Source organism: Actinoallomurus rhizosphaericola, from assembly GCF_024055675.1.
Classification (GTDB): Bacteria; Actinomycetota; Actinomycetes; order Streptosporangiales; family Streptosporangiaceae; genus Actinoallomurus; species Actinoallomurus soli.
This window is the reverse complement of the sequence record NZ_JAMXMW010000007.1, coordinates 21,585-40,145: the sequence shown is the minus strand read 5'-3', so window position 1 is coordinate 40,145 and position 18,561 is coordinate 21,585. Positions and strand designations below refer to the sequence as shown.

At 73.1% G+C, this 18,561-nt stretch carries 16 protein-coding genes; 10 read left to right on the top strand and 6 right to left on the bottom strand.

The annotated features are described in order from the left end of the window. Positions 1-38: 38 nt before the first annotated feature. Entirely contained in the window at positions 39-1,373 is a 1,335-nt protein-coding gene (locus tag NE234_RS17500) for a nitrate/nitrite transporter (RefSeq protein WP_252781369.1), read from the bottom strand. 213 nt (positions 1,374-1,586) lie between these two features. Here NE234_RS17500 and NE234_RS17495 point away from each other — a divergent pair, with 213 nt between their 5' ends. The 6 genes from NE234_RS17495 to NE234_RS17470 all read left to right on the top strand — a co-directional run bounded on the left by NE234_RS17495 (position 1,587) and on the right by NE234_RS17470 (position 10,024). After that, positions 1,587-3,692, top strand: a complete 2,106-nt coding sequence (locus tag NE234_RS17495; RefSeq protein WP_252781368.1) for a molybdopterin oxidoreductase family protein — start codon at positions 1,587-1,589, stop codon at positions 3,690-3,692. Beyond that, positions 3,689-5,131 carry an FAD-dependent oxidoreductase gene (locus tag NE234_RS17490; protein ID WP_252781367.1) on the top strand — a complete coding sequence of 481 codons (1,443 nt, stop codon included), beginning with the start codon at positions 3,689-3,691 and terminating at the stop codon, positions 5,129-5,131. Before NE234_RS17495 ends, NE234_RS17490 begins: the two co-directional genes overlap by 4 nt. Before the next feature lie 96 nt (positions 5,132-5,227). Next, entirely contained in the window at positions 5,228-7,693 is a 2,466-nt protein-coding gene (gene nirB / locus NE234_RS17485) for a nitrite reductase large subunit NirB (protein ID WP_252781366.1), read from the top strand. A gap of 62 nt (positions 7,694-7,755) precedes the next feature. Beyond that, the gene (nirD, locus tag NE234_RS17480) at positions 7,756-8,130 is read left to right on the top strand and encodes a nitrite reductase small subunit NirD (RefSeq protein ID WP_252781365.1); all 375 of its coding nucleotides are present in this window, start codon (positions 7,756-7,758) and stop codon (positions 8,128-8,130) included. Next, positions 8,127-9,311 (top strand): uroporphyrinogen-III synthase, encoded by a 1,185-nt coding sequence (locus NE234_RS17475; RefSeq protein WP_252781364.1) that lies wholly within the window; start codon positions 8,127-8,129, stop codon positions 9,309-9,311. Before nirD ends, NE234_RS17475 begins: the two co-directional genes overlap by 4 nt. Continuing rightward, positions 9,308-10,024: a sirohydrochlorin chelatase gene (locus NE234_RS17470; protein ID WP_252781363.1), complete on the top strand. Its 717-nt coding sequence runs from the start codon at positions 9,308-9,310 to the stop codon at positions 10,022-10,024. The genes NE234_RS17475 and NE234_RS17470 overlap by 4 nt, the downstream gene beginning before the upstream one ends. A gap of 132 nt (positions 10,025-10,156) precedes the next feature. On the opposite strand, the gene NE234_RS17465 is transcribed toward NE234_RS17470, so the two are convergent. After that, the gene (locus NE234_RS17465; protein ID WP_252781362.1) at positions 10,157-10,891 is read right to left on the bottom strand and encodes a TetR/AcrR family transcriptional regulator; all 735 of its coding nucleotides are present in this window, start codon (positions 10,889-10,891) and stop codon (positions 10,157-10,159) included. A 111-nt stretch (positions 10,892-11,002) separates the two neighbouring features. Here NE234_RS17465 and NE234_RS45360 point away from each other — a divergent pair, with 111 nt between their 5' ends. Continuing rightward, a complete protein-coding gene (locus NE234_RS45360) occupies positions 11,003-12,157 on the top strand; it encodes an FAD-dependent oxidoreductase (protein ID WP_252781361.1) in 1,155 nt (384 codons plus the stop codon). A 7-nt stretch (positions 12,158-12,164) separates the two neighbouring features. Here NE234_RS45360 and NE234_RS17455 read toward each other — a convergent pair whose 3' ends face one another. Further along, entirely contained in the window at positions 12,165-12,575 is a 411-nt protein-coding gene (locus NE234_RS17455) for a winged helix-turn-helix transcriptional regulator (protein ID WP_252781360.1), read from the bottom strand. Between the two features lie 110 nt (positions 12,576-12,685). Here NE234_RS17455 and NE234_RS17450 point away from each other — a divergent pair, with 110 nt between their 5' ends. After that, positions 12,686-13,621 carry an NADP-dependent oxidoreductase gene (locus NE234_RS17450; RefSeq protein WP_252781359.1) on the top strand — a complete coding sequence of 312 codons (936 nt, stop codon included), beginning with the start codon at positions 12,686-12,688 and terminating at the stop codon, positions 13,619-13,621. A gap of 70 nt (positions 13,622-13,691) precedes the next feature. Here NE234_RS17450 and NE234_RS17445 read toward each other — a convergent pair whose 3' ends face one another. Together NE234_RS17445 and NE234_RS17440 are read right to left on the bottom strand one after the other, a co-directional pair. Then, positions 13,692-15,026 (bottom strand): RNA polymerase sigma factor, encoded by a 1,335-nt coding sequence (locus NE234_RS17445; protein WP_252781358.1) that lies wholly within the window; start codon positions 15,024-15,026, stop codon positions 13,692-13,694. A 269-nt stretch (positions 15,027-15,295) separates the two neighbouring features. Beyond that, positions 15,296-15,679, bottom strand: a complete 384-nt coding sequence (locus NE234_RS17440; RefSeq protein ID WP_252781357.1) for a hypothetical protein — start codon at positions 15,677-15,679, stop codon at positions 15,296-15,298. 166 nt (positions 15,680-15,845) lie between these two features. Here NE234_RS17440 and NE234_RS17435 point away from each other — a divergent pair, with 166 nt between their 5' ends. After that, complete coding sequence (locus tag NE234_RS17435) at positions 15,846-16,259, top strand: ribonuclease domain-containing protein (RefSeq protein WP_252781356.1); 414 nt, start codon at positions 15,846-15,848, stop codon at positions 16,257-16,259. A 6-nt stretch (positions 16,260-16,265) separates the two neighbouring features. Here the strand turns inward: NE234_RS17435 and NE234_RS17430 are convergent, their stop codons facing one another. Continuing rightward, positions 16,266-17,432: an AMP-binding protein gene (locus tag NE234_RS17430; RefSeq protein WP_252781355.1), complete on the bottom strand. Its 1,167-nt coding sequence runs from the start codon at positions 17,430-17,432 to the stop codon at positions 16,266-16,268. Between the two features lie 193 nt (positions 17,433-17,625). On the opposite strand from NE234_RS17430, the gene NE234_RS17425 reads away from it, so the two are divergent. Further along, positions 17,626-18,525: a 1,4-dihydroxy-2-naphthoyl-CoA synthase gene (locus NE234_RS17425; RefSeq protein WP_252781354.1), complete on the top strand. Its 900-nt coding sequence runs from the start codon at positions 17,626-17,628 to the stop codon at positions 18,523-18,525. Positions 18,526-18,561: the final 36 nt, after the last annotated feature.

Below are 18,561 nucleotides of genomic sequence, written 5' to 3'. Positions count from 1 at the left end.
GTGCCGCCCGCCGAGCCGGGGCGGCACCACGCGCGGCTTCAGACGCCCGGCAGCCGCCGCGGGGAGCGGCGGAGGTAGACCGCCCAGGTCACGGCGGAACAGAGCACGTAGTAGGCGATGAAGGCGACGTACGCGCCGTCGCCCGTCTTGTAGGTCAGGAACGACTGGCGGAAGGCCAGGTTGACCAGGACGCCGCCGAACGCCCCGATCGCGCCGGCCACGCCGATGAGGGCGCTCGACAGGCGGCGGCCCTCTTCCTCCGTCGGGGCCTTGGCGCGGAAGATGGCGGGGATCATCTTGTACGTCGAGCCGTTCCCGACGCCGCTGAGGACGAACAGCAGCACGAACCCGGTGAGGAACAGCGGCAGCGACCGCTCGGCGGAGGCGGTGAGGACGATCGCGGCGCCGATCCCCATCGCCACGAAGTTCCAGAAGGTGACCCTGGCGCCGCCGAGCCGGTCCGCCGCCCAGCCGCCGACGGGCCGGATCAGCGATCCCAGCAGCGGGCCGAGGAACGTCAGGTACGCGGCCTTGATCGGCGTGTCGAAGTCCGCCGTGAACTGCACCTGCAGCACCTGGCCGAAGGCGAAGCCGAACCCGATGAACGATCCGAACGTCCCGACGTACAGCAGCGACATGATCCAGCTATGCGGGTCCTTCACGACGTCCCGCATGGCCCGTTTGTCGTTGCGCATCCCGGCGAGGTTGTCCATCCGCAGGGCCGCGCCCAGCGCGGCGAGGACGATGAAGGGGATGTAGATCCCGGCGACCAGCCGCGGGTGGTCCCTGCCCGCCGTGGCCAGCACCGCCAGCCCGACCAGCTGGACGACGGCCACGCCGATGTTGCCGCCTCCGGCGTTGATCCCGAGCGCCCATCCCTTGAGCCGCTGCGGATAGAACGCGTTGATGTTGGCCATCGAGGAGGCGAAGTTGCCGCCGCCGACCCCGGCCACGGCCGCGAGGACCAGGAGGGTGGTGAAGGAGACGCCCGGCCTGATCAGGACGGCGGCCGACACCGCCGGGATCAGCAGGAGCGCGGCGCTGAACATCGTCCAGTTACGGCCGCCGAACCTGGCGATCGCGAAGGTGTACGGCAGGCGCAGGGCGGCGCCGAGCGCCGTGGGGACCGTCGTCAGCAGGAACTTCCCGGCGGGGTCGACGTGGTACGCCGGGCCGAGGAACAGCACCAGCACGGACCACAGGCTCCACACCGAGAACCCGATGTGCTCGGAGAAGATCGAGAAGGCGAGGTTGCGCCGGGCGACCCTCGCCCCGGTCTCCTCCCAGAAGGTCCGGTCCTCCGGGCGCCAGTCCGCGATCCACCGGCGGCCGGCCGTGCCGGCGCCGGGTAGGCGTTGTTCGATGGTGGTCATACGGGCTCCTCCTGGCTGGGTGCTGCGCCGACGCTAGGAGCGGCCCGTTTCTTCGGTGTGTGTCGCGTAATGCGGCGGTGATAACTTCCCCGCACCCGTGCCTCGGGGGCACTGTGAGCCGCACCGCAGGTCAGAGGCCTCCGTGAAGGGGTTGTAGCGGGCCGGTAACACTGCGGACCCCGGTGGGAAACGCCTCAACCGCACGATCGAGGCATGTCGCCCATAGCCACCCACTGTCCGTACTGCGCGCTGCAGTGCGGGATGCTCGTCGGCCCCGGCACCACCGTCGCGCCGCGCGAGGACATCCCCGCCAATGGCGGTGCCGGAGGCGCCCCGGGGGCGGTGGGGCGTAGCCAGGGGGGTGGAGCACTGTGCCAGAAGGGGTGGACGGCCGGGGAGCTCCTGACAGTGCCGGACCGGCTGACCGTGCCTCTCATGCGCGCCCGCCGGGACGCCCCGCTCGAGCCCGTCTCCTGGGATGCCGCGCTCGACCGGATCGCCGCCGAGCTCGGCCGGATCCAGGAGACGTACGGCCGCTCGGCCGTCGCGGTCTTCGGCGGCGGCGGGCTGACCAACGAGAAGGCGTACCAGCTCGGCAAGTTCGCCCGCGTCGCGCTGCGCACGCCCAACATCGACTACAACGGCCGTTTCTGCATGTCGTCGGCGGCCGCGGCGCAGAACCGGGCGTTCGGCCTGGACCGGGGCCTGCCCGTGCCGATCACCGACGTCGCCGCCGCGGACGCCATCCTGCTGGCCGGCGGCAACGTCGCCGAGACCATGCCGCCGTTCGTCCGGCACCTGACCGCCCAGCGCGAGCGGGGCGGCCGGCTCATCGTCGTCGACCCCCGGGAGACCGCGACCGCGCGCCGCGCCGACCTGCACCTGCAGGTCACGCCGGGCACGGACCTGGCCCTCGCCAACGGGCTGCTGCACCTGGCGATCACCGAGGGTCTGATCGACAAGGCCTACCTCGACGAGCGCACGGAGGGCTTCGAGGCCGTCCGCACCGTCATCAACGGCTACTGGCCCGAGCGCGTCGAGCGCATCACCGGCGTGCCGGTGCCGGCGATGCGGGCGGCCGTACGGATCCTGGGAGAGGCCGCGAACGCGCTGATCCTGACCGCGCGCGGCGCCGAGCAGCACGCCACCGGAACCGACACGGTGACGGCCTTCATCAATCTCGCCCTGGCACTCGGCCTGCCCGGACGTCCCGGCTCCGGGTTCGGCTGCCTGACCGGGCAGGGCAACGGCCAGGGCGGCCGCGAGCACGGCCAGAAGGCCGACCAGCTGCCCGGCTACCGGAAGATCGACGACCCGGCCGCGCGCGAGCACGTCGCACGCGTCTGGGGGATCGACCCCGGCGACCTGCCCGGCCCCGGCCTGTCCGCCACCGAGCTCCTGAACGCGCTCGGCACGCCCGGCGGCCCGCGCGCCCTCCTGCTGTTCGGCTCCAACCCGGTCGTGTCGGCGCCGGACGCGGGCCGCGTCCAGGCCCGCCTGGACGCGCTGGACCTCCTCGTGGTGTCCGACTTCGTTCCGTCCGAGACCGCCCTGCGCGCCGACGTCGTCCTGCCGGCCGCACAGTGGGCGGAGGAGACCGGCACGATCACCAACCTGGAGGGCCGGGTCCTGCTGCGGCGGGCGGCCCGGCCCCGCCCGCCGCGGGTCCGCACCGACCTGGAGATCATCGCCGCCCTGGCCGAGCGGCTCGCGGCCCCCGGCCGGTTCAGCGCCGAGCCGGCCGAGGTGTTCGACGAGCTGCGCGCGGCCAGCGCCGGCGGGCTCGCCGACTACTCCGGCATCACCTACGACCGGATCGTCGCCGAGACCGGCGTCTTCTGGCCGTGCCCGGGGGAGGACCACCCGGGCACCCCGCGCGTCTTCCTCGACCGGTTCGCCACGCCGGACGGCCGCGCCCGCCTCGTGCCGGTCGAGCACCGCGGCCCCGCCGAGGACGTCTGCGCGGACTACCCGGTCTACCTGACGACCGGGCGGGTGCTCGCCCACTACCAGAGCGGCGCGCAGACCCGCCGGGTGCGGGCGCTGCTCGACGCGGTCCCGGAGGCGTACGTCGAGATCCATCCCGACCTGGCGGCGCGGCTGGAGATCGAGGAGGGCGACGACGTCCGCGTGACGAGCCGGCGGGGCGGCGCGGTCGCCAAGGCGCGGTTCAGCACGGCGATCCGCCGCGACACCGTCTTCATGCCCTTCCACTGGGCCGGTCCCGCCCGCGCGAACCTGCTCACCAACCCGGCGCTCGACCCGACGTCGCGGATGCCGGAGTTCAAAGTGTGCGCCGTCCGACTGGAGAAGAAGTGAACCGACACATCGTGATCGTCGGCAACGGCATGGCGGGCTCCCGGCTCGTCTCCGAGCTGCGGGCCCGCGACCGGACCCTGGGGATCACCGTCTTCGGCGCCGAGGCCGCCCAGCCGTACAACCGGGTGCTGCTGTCGAACGTCCTGGCCGGTGTCACCGCGCCCGGCGACATCGGCCTGACCGACCCGGCGTGGTACGCCGCGAACGGCGTCGACGCCCGCCTCGGGCAGGAGATCGTCGCGATCGATCGGGAGCGCAAGACGGTGACCTGCGCCGACGGCACCGTCACCGCGTACGGCACGCTGGTGCTCGCCACCGGCAGCGCCCCGGTCGTCCCGCCGCTGCCGGGACTGGACGCCGAGGGCGTCGTCGCCTTCCGCACGCTCGGCGACTGTGAGGCGATCATCCGGCTGGCCGACGGCGCGCGGTCCGCGGTCGTCGTGGGCGGCGGGCTGCTCGGCCTGGAGGCGGCGCGCGGGCTGGCGGGCCGTGGCCTGCCGGTCACCGTCGTCCACCTGGGCGGGCACCTGATGGAACGGCAGCTGGACGCCGAGGCCGGCGGAGTGCTGCAGCGCACCATCGGCGACCTCGGCGTCCGTACGCTCGTCGGGGCGCGCCTGACCGGGGCGCGGGCCGAGGGCGGGCGCGTCACGGGCATCGAGCTGGACGACGGAGCGGTGCTCCCCGCCGACCTGGTGGTGCTCGCCTGCGGCATCCGCCCCGAGACGGGCCTGGCGACGGCCGCCGGGCTCACCGTTGACCGCGGCGTCGTGGTCGACGACCGGCTCCGTTCGATCGACGACCCGGACGTCCACGCGATCGGGGAGTGCGCCCAGCACCAGGGCACGGTGTACGGGCTGGTCGCGCCCGCCTGGGAACAGGCCCGGATCCTGGCCGACCTGCTCACCGGCGGTGACGCCCGCTACGAGGGGTCTCGCCAGGTCACCCGGCTCAAGGCCGCGGGGATCGAACTGGCCGCCATGGGCGAGACGACGCTCGGCGACGACGAGGCCGAGGTCGTCCGCTTCGCCGACCCGGTGCGCGGCACGTACAAGAAGGTCGTGATCCGGGACGACCGGCTGGTCGGCGCGATCCTGCTCGGCGAGACGACGACGGCCGGGCTGCTCACCCAGCTGTACGACCGGGCCGCCCCGGTGCCGTCGGACCGGCTGGGGCTGTTGTTCACCGGGCTGAGCCCGGCGACGCCGACCGAGACGCCGGTGCGGATCCCGGACGCCGCGGTGGTCTGTCACTGCAACAACGTCAGCAAGGGCCGGATCCGCGCCTGCTGGGAGGAGGGCGCGCGGGAGGTCGCCGACATCGCCACGATGACGCGCGCGACGACGGGCTGCGGCGGCTGCCGGGACACCGTCGAAGGGATCCTCGAGTGGCTCGGAACACAGGAGGTGACGTTCCCCACCAGGTCAGGCCGTAGGTGAGCGGCTTGTAGCACAGCGGTAACAAGCGGGACGCAGACGCGAAACGCCCGATGGTCAAGATCGAGGTCAAGTCGCGTCGGGGAGGACTGAATTCGGATGACCAGCCGTCTTGTCGTCGTCGGACACGGTCCGGCGGCGCATCGCCTCGTCGAGGCGCTGCGGGAGCGCGACTCCGCCCGCCGGTGGCGGATCACGGTGGTGGGGGAGGAGCCGCGTACGGCCTATGACCGCGTCGCGCTGACGTCCTACCTCACCGACGACGCCGACCTCGGCTACCCGCCGCACGACGAGAGCGTGGTCGTGCGGACCGGGGAGCGGGTCACCGCGATCGACCGCGCCGCCGGCGTCGTCCGTACGGACGCGGGGGCGACCCTGCCGTACGACGCACTGGTGCTGGCCACCGGGTCGGTGCCGTTCGTGCCACCGGTGCCGGGCGCCGAACACGCCTTCGTCTACCGGACGATCGAGGACCTCGACGCGCTGCGCGCCGCCGCGGCCGGCGGCGACCTTACTATGTCAAGGCCGCGGGCCGGGGTGGTCGTCGGCGGTGGACTGCTCGGGCTGGAGGCCGCCCGTGCGCTCCAGGGGCTCGGCCTGGACACCCACGTCGTCGAGGTGGCGCCCTGGCTGATGCCCCGCCAGCTCGACGAGGGGGGCGGCGCGATGCTGCGCCGCCACATCGAGGCCCTGGGCATGACCGTGCACACCGGCGCCGGTCTCGAACGCGTCGAGCCCGGCGGCGTGCGCCTGGCCGGTGACGTCGTCATCGACGCCGGCGTGGTCGTCTTCTCGGCCGGCATCCGCCCGCGCGACGACCTCGCCCGCGCCGCCGGCCTGCCGGTGGGGGAGCGCGGCGGCATCGTCGTCGACGACGCCTGCCGCACCGCGGACCCGCGGGTCTTCGCGATCGGCGAGTGCGCCCTTGTCGGCGGCATGGTGTACGGCCTGGTCGGCCCGTGCTTCACGATGGCCGAGGTGGTCGCCGACCGGCTGCTGGGCGGGGAGGCGCGCTTCACCGGCGCGGACCTGTCGACGCAGCTGAAGCTGATGGGCGTGGACGTCGCCAGCTTCGGCGACCCGTCCGCCGACGCCCTCGACGTGATCTACACCGACCCGGTCGCCGGGATCTACAAGCGCCTCGTCGTCAGCGACGACGCGCAGACCCTGCTCGGCGGCGTTCTGGTCGGCGACGCCTCGTCCTACCCGACGCTGCGGGCCTACGTCGGCGCGAAGCTGCCCGGGACGCCCGAGCAGGCGCTGTTCGGCGGCACCGAGGCGGCGGGCGGCGCGCTGCCCGAGGCGACCGTCATCTGCAGCTGCAACAACGTGACCGCCGGGACGATCCGCGCCGCGATCGCCGAGGACGGGCTCACCGACGTGCCCGCCGTGAAGGCCTGCACCAGGGCGGGCACCGGCTGCGGCAGCTGCGTGCCGCTCGTCAAGAAGATCCTCGACGCGGAGCTGACCGCCGCCGGCGTCGAGGTGAGCAAGGCCCTGTGCGAGCACTTCGACCACAGCCGCGCGGAGCTGTTCGACATCGTCCGGGTGCGCGGGATCGCGACCTTCTCCCAGCTGATCGCCGAGCACGGGCGCGGCCGGGGCTGTGACATCTGCAAGCCGGTGGTCGCCTCGATCCTGGCCAGCCTCGGCAACGGCCACATCCTCGACGGCGAGCAGGCGGGCCTGCAGGACACCAACGACCGGTTCCTCGCGAACATGCAGAAGAACGGCACCTACTCGGTGGTGCCGCGCATCCCGGGCGGGGAGATCACGCCGGAGAAACTGATCGTCATCGGCGAGGTCGCCCGGGAGTTCGGGCTCTACACGAAGATCACCGGCGGGCAGCGGATCGACATGTTCGGGGCCCGCGTCGAGCAGCTGCCGGAGATCTGGAAGAGGCTGATCGACGCCGGGTTCGAGTCCGGCCACGCGTACGGCAAGGCGCTGCGGACCGTCAAGTCCTGCGTGGGGTCCACGTGGTGCCGCTACGGCGTCCAGGACTCGGTCGGCCTCGCCATCCGGCTCGAACTGCGTTACCGGGGCCTGCGCGCCCCGCACAAGATCAAGTCGGCGGTGTCCGGATGCGCCCGCGAGTGCGCCGAGGCGCAGAGCAAGGACTTCGGCGTCATCGCCACGGAACGCGGCTGGAACCTCTACGTCGCCGGGAACGGCGGGATGCGGCCGCGTCACGCGGACCTGTTCGCGCAGGACCTGGACGAGGACACGCTGATCCGCTACATCGACCGGTTCCTGATGTTCTACGTCCGCACCGCCGACCGGCTGCAGCGCACCGCGTCCTGGCTGGAGAACCTCGACGGCGGCCTCGACTACCTGCGCGAGGTCATCGTCGAGGACCGGCTCGGCATCTGCGCCGAGCTCGACGCGGCCATGGAGCGCCACGTGGCGGGCTACTCCGACGAGTGGCGGGCGATTCTGGAGGACCCGGAGAAGCTGCGCCGCTTCGTCTCCTTCGTCAACGCGCCCGGCATGCCCGACCCGAGCATCGTCTTCGAGCCCGAACGTGAGCAGATCAAGCCCGCGATGGTGGAGGTGACCCGTTGACCGGCGCACGCGTCGCCGGCCCGCGGGCAGCCGCCGGGCGGGCGGAGTGAAAGGAGAATCCGTTGACCGAGACCCTGGCGTCGGCGCCCGCGGGCACCGGCACGCTGACCGAGACCCGGTGGACGACCGTCTGCGACTACGACGACCTGCAGCCCGAGCGTGGCGTCTGCGCGCTGGTCGGCGATCGGCAGGTCGCGATCTTCCGCACCTATGACGGCGCGCTCTACGCCCTGTCCGGCCACGACCCGTTCAGCGGCGCGAACGTCCTGGCCTGGGGGATCGTCGGAACCCGTGATGGCCTGCCCACCGTGGCCTCCCCGATGTACAAGCAGGTGTTCGACCTGACGACGGGGCGCTGCCTGGACGACCCGGCCGTGTCCGTGCCGGTGTTCCGGATACGGCGCGCCGGCCACCGCGTGGAGGTGGCCGAGTCGTGAAGGACACGCCCCTGGCCGGATTCACCGTGGGCGTCACGGCGGCGCGGCGGCACGAGGAGCTGACGGCGCTGCTGGAGCGCAAGGGCGCGCGCGTGGTGTACGCCCCCGCGATTCGGCTGGTGCCGCTCGCCGACGACGCCGAGCTGCTGGCGGCCACCCGCGAGATCCTCGCGGACCCGGTCGACGACGTGATCGTCACGACCGGGATCGGCTTCCGGGCCTGGCTGGAGACGGCCGACGGCTGGGGGTTGCGGGACGACCTGATCAAGCGCCTGGGCGACGTGCGCATCCTGGCCCGCGGGCCGAAGGCCAAGGGCGCCGTGCGCGCCGCCGGGATGGCCGAGGCGTGGTCGCCCGAGTCGGAGAACTGCGACGAGGTCCTGCGCCATCTCCTGGAGGAGGACCTCCGGGGACGCCGGATCGCCGTTCAGCTGTACGGCGATCCGACGCCGCACCTCACCGGCACGCTGCGGCGCGCGGGCGCCGACGTCGTGGAGGTCCCGGTGTACCGCTGGGCCCGCACCGACGACCCGACGCCGCTGCGCAGGCTCGTCGGGCAGGCGGTGGCCGGCACCATCGACGCGATCACCTTCACGAGCGCCCCGGCGGTGTCCGCCACCCTGGCCGTCGCGGCCGACGACAACCTCGAGGATCCGCTGCTGGAGGCGCTGCGCACGCAGGTGGTCGCCGCGTGCGTCGGATCGGTGACCGCCGCGCCGCTGGAGGAGCGGGACGTGGCGACGGTGCGTCCCGAGCGCGCCCGCCTCGGCGCGCTCGTCCGGACGCTCGCGGCCGAGCTGCCCGTCCGGCGGTCCAGCCGGGTCGCCGTGGCCGGTCACGCCCTCGAGCTGCGCGGACACGCCGTGGTCATCGACGGGCAGCTCAAGCCGATCGCGCCCGCGCCCATGGCGATCCTCCGCGCCCTCGCCCGCCGGCCCGGCCACGTGGTCTCCCGCGCCGAACTGTGCACCGTGCTGCCGAGCCGGACTCTGCCGGGCGGCGCGACCCCGGGCCGCCCGCATCCGGACGAGCACGCCGTGGAGATGGCGGTCGCGCGGCTGCGCCGCGGCCTCGGCCGGGGCGGGCTCGTCGAGACCGTGGTCAAGCGCGGTTACCGGCTGGCCTGCGATCCCGTCCGTCCCGGGCCTGCCCGGCTCACCGGCGCCCCGGAGGCGGTGTGACGCTGCTCGCGGTCGGACACGGCACCCGCGACCCGGCCGGAGTCGCCGTCATCCGCGCCCTCCTCGAACGGCTTCGCGCTCTGCGCCCTGGCCTGACCGTCGCCGAGTCGTACGCCGAGATCACCGAGCCCTCCCTGGAAGACGCCCTCGCCGCGCTTCCCACCGGGAGCGGGCCGGTCGTGGCGGTCCCGCTGATGCTCGGCCGCGGCTACCACACGCTGGTGGACATCCCCGGCCGCGTCGGCCCGTACGCCACGGTCGCCCGGCCCCTGGGGCCGCACCCGCTGCTGGCCGGCGCGCTGACCGACCGGCTGGGCCGGGACCGGCACGCGGACGCGGTCGTACTGGGCGCGGCCGGCACCTCCGACCCCCAGGGAATCGCCGACGCGGCCTCCGCCGCCCGCCTGCTGGGCCGCCGCCTGCGCCGCCCCGTGGCGTACGGCCTGGCGGCCGGGGCGGGACCCGATCTCGCCGAGGTCGTCCGGGACCTGCGGGCCCGGGGCGCCCGCCGCGTCGCGGTCGCCTCCTACCTGCTCGCGCCCGGCCATTTCCACGACCGCCTGCTCGCCGCGGGCGCCGACGCGGTCGCGCCGCCGCTGGGCGTGCACGACGCCCTGGCCCGGGTCGTCCTCCGCCGCTACGACGAGGCACTCACGGCCGCGAGCGCCGCGGAGAGGACCCGGGACCGTCGGACGGCGAGCCGCGCAGGATGACATGGACCGGACGCCCGGTTCGCCCGGCGAAGGGCGCCCGTTTCCGGCCCAGGCGCATCAAGCTCGGCCGAGGCGCATCAAGCCCGGCGAGGACGCCGGGCTCGGCCGAGGGGCATCGGGCTCGGCGGGGCGTCACGGGGCGGGCGGCCGGGCGCCGATGCCGTCGAGCACCTGTTCGAGGCCGGTGTCGAACGCGGTCTCCGCGTCGAGGTGCGTGCTGTCCCGGATCGCCCTGGCCAGCGAGGGATAGCGCCCGGTGGCCAGCGCCCTCTCGATGTACGGGCCGATCGCGGCCTGCCACCGTGGCTCGTCCAGGCCGGTGGCGCGTTCGGCGCGCGACTCGATGATCTCCTCCCGGACCGCTCCGACCACATAGGCGTTCACCGTGCGGGTCGCCTGCATGACGGCATCGATGTCGGCGAATCCGGGGCTGCCGTCCAGCGCGGCCAGTGACGCCTCCAGGTAGGCCAGTGCGCAGGGACCGAGGTGCGGCCGTCCCCCGAGCAGGTCGGCGAACCACTCGTGGCGCCGGGCGGCCCGCCGTAGCCCGTGTGCGAGGGAACGCAGTGCCGCGCGCCTGTCGCAGTCCGGCGCGGGCAGGGGGATCTCGCCGTACACCGCGTCCACCATGAGGTCCAGCAACTCCTCTTTGGCGGACAGGTAACCGTAGAGCCGCATCGGGCCCGCGCCGAGCTCGGCGGCGACCTTGCGCAGTGACACCGCCTCGAGCCCCTCGGCGTCCGCCAGCCGGATCGCGGTCTCGACGATCCGGTCTCTGCTCAGCGGGCTCGGCGCCGGCCGGCTCGGCGGCTCGGGGCGCTCCCAGACCAGCGTGGGTTCGCCATCGGAGCCTCGTCGTCTCGCCATCGGGCCTCGCCATCTCGTCGACTGTCGTCCGCGGGTGAAACGATACACGCGATCGGTCGATACGCTGTATCGTTCGATACATCGTATTGATCGTGAAGGATCGGAGACCCCGTGAACGTTCCCCTCGAAGACGCCCGGATCGCGATCGTGGGAGGAGGCCCCGGCGGGCTGACCCTCGCCCGCGTCCTCCACGTCCACGGAATGAACGCCGTGGTCTACGAGCGCGACGCCTCCCGCGCCGCGCGGCCCCAGGGAGGCTCGCTCGACCTGCGTGTCGAGACCGGACAGCGCGCCCTCCGCGAGGCCGGACTGCTGGAGGAGTTCCTGTCCGTCGCCCGCCGCGAGGGTCAGGACCTGCGCCTGCTGGAGCCCGACGGCACCCTGCTGCTCCAGGAGGACACTGCCGATGACGCCCCGATGGACCGGCCGGAGATCGACCGCGCCGACCTACGGGACCTGCTGATCGGCTCCATCCCGCAGGACGCCATCGTGTGGGGACGCGCGTTCGAGCGCGCGACCACGTTGCCCGGCGGCGGGCACCGGCTGCACTTCGCCGACGGCGGCACCGTCGACTGCGACCTGCTCGTCGGCGCGGACGGGGGTCGCTCTCGCGTCCGCCCCCTGCTCACCGACGCCCTTCCGTTCCACGCCGGCCTGAACACCGTGGAGAGCGGAATCCCGGACATCGACCGTACGCATCCCGAGCTCGCGGCCATGGTGGGGCGCGGCAACTACTGGGTCCTCGGCCCGGACCGGTCCCTGACGGCTCAGCGCAACGGCGACGGCCGGGTCCGCGTTCACCTGGGCTTCCACACCCCCGACGGCTGGCTGAACGGCTGCGGCATCCCCTTCGACGACCCGAAGCGGGCTCGCGTGGCCTTGATGGAGCTGTTCGCCGACTGGACGCCGCAGTGCGCCGCGCTGATCGAGGCGTGCGAAGACCCCTTCGTGCCCCGTCCGATCACGATGCTGCCGGTCGGCCTGACCTGGACGCACGTCCCCGGCGTCACGCTGCTCGGCGACGCCGCGCACCTGATGCCGCCGGTCGGAGAGGGCGCCAACCTGGCCATGCTCGACGCCGCCGAACTCGGCCTGGCCCTGGCCAGGGGCCGGGCCGACCTGGCCACTGCGGTCAGGGACTACGAGACCGCGATGTTCGACCGCGCCGCGGCCGCGGCGCGGGAGTCGGTGGACATCCTGAAGAATCTCATGTCCGGCGCGCGTAGCCTCCTGGAGCTCTTCCAGCGTCACGCCGAAGCTCGGTGACGGGGCGTTACGACGACTCCCCGGCCGCCGCGTCATAGGACGCGCGGGCGGTGTGGACCGCGGCGATGTGGGCCTCGGCCCACTGTTTCACCGCCTGGACGAGCGGCAGCAGGCTCACACCGAGCGGGGTCAGCTCGTAGTCGACGCGGACCGGCACCGACGGGGTGACGCTCCGGGTGACCATGCCGTCCCGTTCGAGGGCCCGCAGGGTCTGCGTGAGCATCTTCTGGCTCACGCCCGCGATCGTCCGCCCCAGGTCGCTGTAGCGCCGCGGGCCGTCGGCCAGCGCGTTGAGGATGAGGGTGACCCACTTGTCGCTGATCCGGTCCAGCAGCTCACGGGCGGGGCAGGTGGCGAGGTAGGCGTCGTAGGCGGCGCGGGCCTCGGCCCGTCGCTGCGCGGCGGTCTGCGTGGGCATGGCGCTCCCTCGGGTTCCCTACGCACTTCCAGGTGCGTACTTCCCGATGGAGAGTAGCAATCCGTAGGTTTCCCGTGTACCCGATACCGGCATACAGGAGGGACTACGCCATGCGCGCGGTCGTCGTTCGTTCCTACGGGGGCCCGGAGGCCCTGGAGCTCGCCGATGTCCCGGTTCCCGAACCGGGCCCCGGCCAGGTGCGCGTCCGGGTCCGCGCCGCCGCGGTCAACCCTGTCGACGTCGCGACCCGCGCCGGACTCCTGGTCCAGGGCGGGATCATGGCGGCGCGCGAGGTGACCGGTCTCGGCTGGGACGTCGCCGGGGTGGTCGAGGCGACCGGTCCCGGAGTGGCCCGGTTCGCGCCGGGGGAGGAGGTGATCGGGCTGTCCGACCGCCTCGACCTCCCCCTGGGCACCCACGCCGACCAGGTCGTCCTCGACGTGGACGCCGTGGCGCCGGCGCCGGCGGGGCTGTCCCCGGAGGAGGCGGCCACGCTCCCGCTGAACGTCCTCACCGCCGACCAGGCCCTGGACCGCCTCGGCCTCCGCGCCGGCCAGACCCTCTTGATCACGGGCGCCGCCGGTGCCGTCGGCGGGTTCGCCACCGAACTGGCCGCGCTGCGCGGGATCCGCGTCGTCGCGGTCGCGGGGGAGGGGGACGAGGATCTCGTGCGCCGCCTGGGGGCCGAGATCTTCGTGCCCCGGACCCGGGAGTTGTCGGCGGCCGTCCGCTCGGCCGTGCCGGGCGGCGTCGACGCCGCGCTCGACGCCGCCGTCGTCGGCCTGCCCGCGCTGGAGGCCGTACGGGGCGGCGGCGCGTTCGCGGCCGTCGTCGGCGGCGCGGCCCCGCCGGCGTTGCGGGGCACCCGGGTCGTCAACGTGTGGATCCGCGCGGACGGACCGCGCCTGGGCGAGCTGGCGCTGCTCGCGGCCGAGGGGCGGCTCACGACGAGGGTGGCGGGGACGTTCCCGCTCACCGAGGCGGCGACCGCCCACCGGCTCCTGGAGAAGGGCGGCCTGCGCGGCCGCCCGGTGCTCGTGCCGTAGAGGGGAAAAGGCGAAGGCCCGCCGGGAGCGGGTGCTCCCGGCGGGCCTTCGTACGGTCGGCTCCGTCCGCTCAGCTGGCGAAGTCGAGCAGCGGCTGGGCGTTGCTCGGGTGCCGCAGCTTGGACAGCGACTCCTTCTCGAGCTGGCGGATCCGCTCACGGGTCAGCCCGAGGTGCTTGCCGATCTCGTCGAGCGTGCGGGGCGTGCCGTCGTACAGCCCGAACCGCATCGCCATGATCTTCTCTTCGCGCGGCGAGAGCACGGACAGCGCGCGGCGCAGCTGGTCGGCCATCAGCTGGCGGTCGACCAGCTCGGAGGCCTCGGGGCTGTCGGTGTCCTCGATGAGGTCGCCGATGCGCGTCTCGCCGTCCTCGCCGATCGTCGAGTCCAGGCTGATCGGCTGGCGGCTGGTCCGCAGCAGCTCCTGGACCTGGGCGGGGCTCTTATCGAGCTCCACGGCCAGCTCCTCCGGAGTGGGCTCGCGGCCCAGACGCTGGTGCATGTCCCGTTCGACCCGGCTGAGCTTGCTCAGCATCTCCAGGACGTGCACGGGCAGCCGGATGGTGCGGGCGGAGTCGGCGAAGCCACGCTGGATGGCCTGCCGGATCCACCACATCGCGTACGTGGAGAACTTGTAACCCTTGGTGTAGTCGAACTTCTCCACCGCGCGGATCAGGCCGAGGTTGCCCTCCTGCACCACGTCGAGCAGCGACAGGCCGCGGTCGGCGTACTTCTTGGCCACCGACACGACGAGCCGCAGGTTCGCCTCCAGCATGTGGGCCTTGGCCCGGCGCCCGTCCTCGGCGACGAGCTCGAGGTCCTCGCGGTCGCTCTCGGAGAGCCCGGTCTCGGTCTCCAGCTTGTGCTCGGCGTAGAGCCCGGCCTCGATGCGCTTGGCGAGCTCGACCTCCTGCGCCGCGGTGAGCAGCTGCCGGCGGCCGATCGCCTTGAGGTAGGTGTGCACCGAGTCGCCCATGACCGAGGACTGGTCGTCCAGGTCGGTGGGGGCGTCGACCTCGTAGTCGTCGGACTCGAGCTCGGTGGCGGGAACGTCCATGGTGTCGGGGTCGGTCGCGGTCTCGGCCTGCGGCGCCTCGGTCTCGGCCTTGGCGGCCTTCGCCTTGGCGGTGGTCCTGCTCTTGGCGCGGGCGGGCCTGGCCTTCTTGACAGTGGCCGTACCCTTCTTGGTGGACGCGGCCTCGGTCTTGTCCTCACTGGCCAGCCGGACTCCGGCGTCGGTCAGCTCACGAATGATGGAGCGACCCTGCGTGGGGGTGATGCCGGCTTCGTGGAAGGCAGCACGCACCTCGTCCAGTGAGAGGTGCCCCTGAGAGCGGCCCCGGTCGAGAAGCTCCTCGAAAGGCGTCGGCCCTGCGGGCATGGTCGCAGCAGCGGTTCGCGGCATGAGGACACCTCCCTCCCTTCGATGTCCTAGCGGTACGGGACGTATGTCGTCTGCTTGCGCGCGCACTATCGGAAACGCGCGATTGCGTCCGGGTTGTTCCCGCAGAGCGAAAACTTTCACGTGTGCACGCGCCCGGGTACGGCAAAGTCCCCCTCGCCCGCCGGCCGGACAGGCTATCAGCCCCCTGCCTCACCTGCGGGAAGCCTCGCCGGAGGCTCGTTGCGGAGTGTGACCGACCTCACTCGGTGTGAGGGTCGTCGGCTGCGCGGTCATGGATGGGTCCGGATCGTCGCGATCTTCGACGCGCAGGTGGTGATCGTGCCCTTCGTGCCGCAGGTCCAGTGCCCGATGACCACCAGGCCCGCCGTGCCCTCCGCGGGAGTGTCGGGGTCGTTGTACTTCTCGAAGACCCGGATCGCCTCGACGCAGGTGGTCCGTCCGCGTACGACCTGGACCGTGGCGCGGCCGCCGGTCACGGTGGTGACCTGGCCGCACTCCGCGCCGGGCCGGGCGAGGTGCGGCCTGCCGGTGGGGGAGGGCGAGGGCGTCGGGATCACCAGGGAGGCGCTCGGCCGCGCCTGCGGATGGCGCTGACTCGCGCAACCCGCGGCGGCGATCAACGCCAAGAGGACGAATGCAGGGCGTACCACCACGACCACGGATTCTCTCAGAACCGCAGGGCCGCTGAGCCGCGGTACGGCCCGGTCGGGTCACGCCGATCAGTGGAAGAATTCACCATTTTTTGGCGATTCGGGCCTTCATCGAGGTCCTGACAGGTCTGATCATGGCGAGTGTCCGTCCCCCTGACAAGGAGGCTCCGTGCACACCCGCCAACGCACTCGCTCCACCCGGTCGGCCCGGATCGCCGTCGCCGTCGCGGCGACCGCGTCCCTGGCCGGCGTGGTCGGCATCACCCACGCCGACGCGTCCGTCTACAGCTCCTGCACGATCTCGCGCTGCGCCGACGCCCGCTCGGCCGACTCCATCTGGGCCTCCAAGGGCTACCCGACGTCCAGCGGGTGGTACTCCTGGCCGGACGGCAAGTACAACTACACCGGCGGGCAGTTCTACAACCGTGAGGGCGAGCTGCCCAGCGGCGCCACCTACTACGAGTACGACGTCTACTCCCGGGCCAAGGGCGCCGCGCGCGACGCCTACCGGATCGTCGTCAACCGCAGCACCGGCACGACCTGGTTCTCGCCGAACCACTACACGGATTTCTACCGGCTCTAGGGGACCTCAGGCCCGGCGCAGCCGCTCCAGGTCGGGCTTTCCGGAGGGGAGCATCGGCAGTTCCCCGACGAGTTCGACCTGACGCGGCGCCGCGTACGCGGGGAGCTCCGCGCGCACCCAGGCGCGGAGCTCCTCCAGGTCCGGCGGCTCCTCGCCGGGGACCACGACGGCCGTCACGCGCTGGCCCCACTCGGGATCGCTCCGCCCGACGACGGCGACGTCCCGTACGCCGGGATGACGGGCCAGAACCGCCGCGACCTCGCCGGCCACGACCTTCTCGCCGCCGGTGACGATGACGTCGTCGGCCCGGCCCCGCACGCGCAGCCGGCCGTCCTCGATCACGCCCAGGTCCTGCGTGACGAACCAGGCGCCGTCCCGTACGGCGGCGGTCAGCTCGGGCCGCAGCCGGTAGCCGCCGAACAGCACCGGCCCGGCCAGCCGGATGCGCCCGTCGGCGCCGATCTCCACGGACACGCCGTCGAGGGGCACGCCGTCGTACACGCAGCCGCCGCAGGTCTCGCTCATCCCGTACGTCGTGAAGACCCGGCCGCCGCGCGAGCGCGCCGTCGCCACCAGGTCGGGCGGCGGCGCCGCCCCGCCGAGCAGGATCGACCGGAAGCCGCTCAGGTCGACGCCGGCGTCGACGAGGCGCCGGAGCTGGGTCGGCACGACCGAGACGTGGGCCGCGCCGGCGCCGGCGATCCGCGACACGTCGAAGCGCGGGTGTATCACCGGGTCGGTGCCCGCGACCAGGGAGCGTACGAGCACCTGGATACCCGCGATGTGACTGGTCGGCACGCAGCACAGCCAGCGGTCGCCGGGCTCCGCGCCGACCCGCGCCAGCGTCGCCGAGGCGGAGTGCCGCAGCGCGGTCGCCGACAGCTCCACGACCTTCGGGGTGCCGGTCGACCCGGAGGTGGCGATCAGCACGGCCGTGTCGTCGGCCACGGCAGGGCCGGGCGCGCAGTCGCTGCCGCAGTCGTACCGTCGCGTCCCGTCCTCGGTCTCCACCCGGGAGGGGCGGAGGACGTCGAGCAGCCGGGTCAGGGCCGGGGCGGGCAGGTCGGGGGAGAGGGGGCAGATCGCCGGGCCGCTGCCGTCGAGCGCCGCCTCCAGGCGGCGGAACAGCAGGGGCCCGGGCGGCAGGATGACGGCGTGCAGGCTTCGGCTCATGACGCCGACCAGCCTAGCCTGATCAATTCTTCAAATTACTATGTAAAGGACGGCGCTTCGAGAGCAGTCGGTTCGGGGCCTCGGGAACGACGACCCCGGGGGACGCCGCCTGCGGGGCCATGCCGCCGACGCGCTTGAATAGAGCGGGCGCCGACAGGCAGCGGGCCGCCGGCGGGCTGGAAAGGAACACCGCATGGTCTCCGAGCTGTTCGACCCGGACGCGTGGAAGGCGGTCGAGGGCTTCGACTTCACCGACATCACGTACCACCGGGCGGTCGACCAGGGCACGGTGCGCATCGCGTTCGACCGGCCCGAGGTGCGCAACGCGTTCCGGCCGAACACCGTCGACGAGCTCTACCGCGCGCTCGACCACGCCCGGATGTCCAGCGACGTCGGGTGCGTGCTGCTCACCGGCAACGGCCCGTCGCCCAAGGACGGCGGGTGGGCGTTCTGCTCGGGCGGCGACCAGCGGATCCGCGGCCGGGACGGCTACCGGTACGCCGAGGGCGAGACGGCCGACACCATCGACCCCGCCCGCGCGGGACGGCTGCACATCCTGGAGGTGCAGCGGCTGATCCGGTTCATGCCCAAGGTCGTGATCTGCGTCGTCCCCGGCTGGGCGGCCGGCGGCGGGCACAGCCTGCACGTCGTCGCGGACCTGACCCTGGCCAGCCGCGAGCACGCGCGGTTCAAGCAGACCGACGCGGACGTCGCCAGCTTCGACGGCGGGTTCGGCTCGGCGTACCTCGCCCGGCAGGTGGGGCAGAAGTTCGCGCGGGAGATCTTCTTCCTGGGCGACACGTACGACGCCGAGGCCGCGCACCGCATGGGCATGGTCAACGCCGTCGTACCGCACGCCGAGCTGGAGCGGACCGCGCTGGAGTGGGCCCGGAAGATCAACGGCAAGAGCCCGACCGCACAGCGGATGCTGAAGTACTCCTTCAACCTCATCGACGACGGGCTGGTCGGCCAGCAGGTCTTCGCCGGTGAGGCGACCCGGCTGGCGTACATGACCGACGAGGCCGCCGAGGGCCGCGACTCCTTCCTGGAGAAGCGCGCCCCCGACTGGTCCCGTTTCCCCTGGTATTACTGACCGGCCCGTGCACGGGCGGCGGACGCGCGGCCCTAA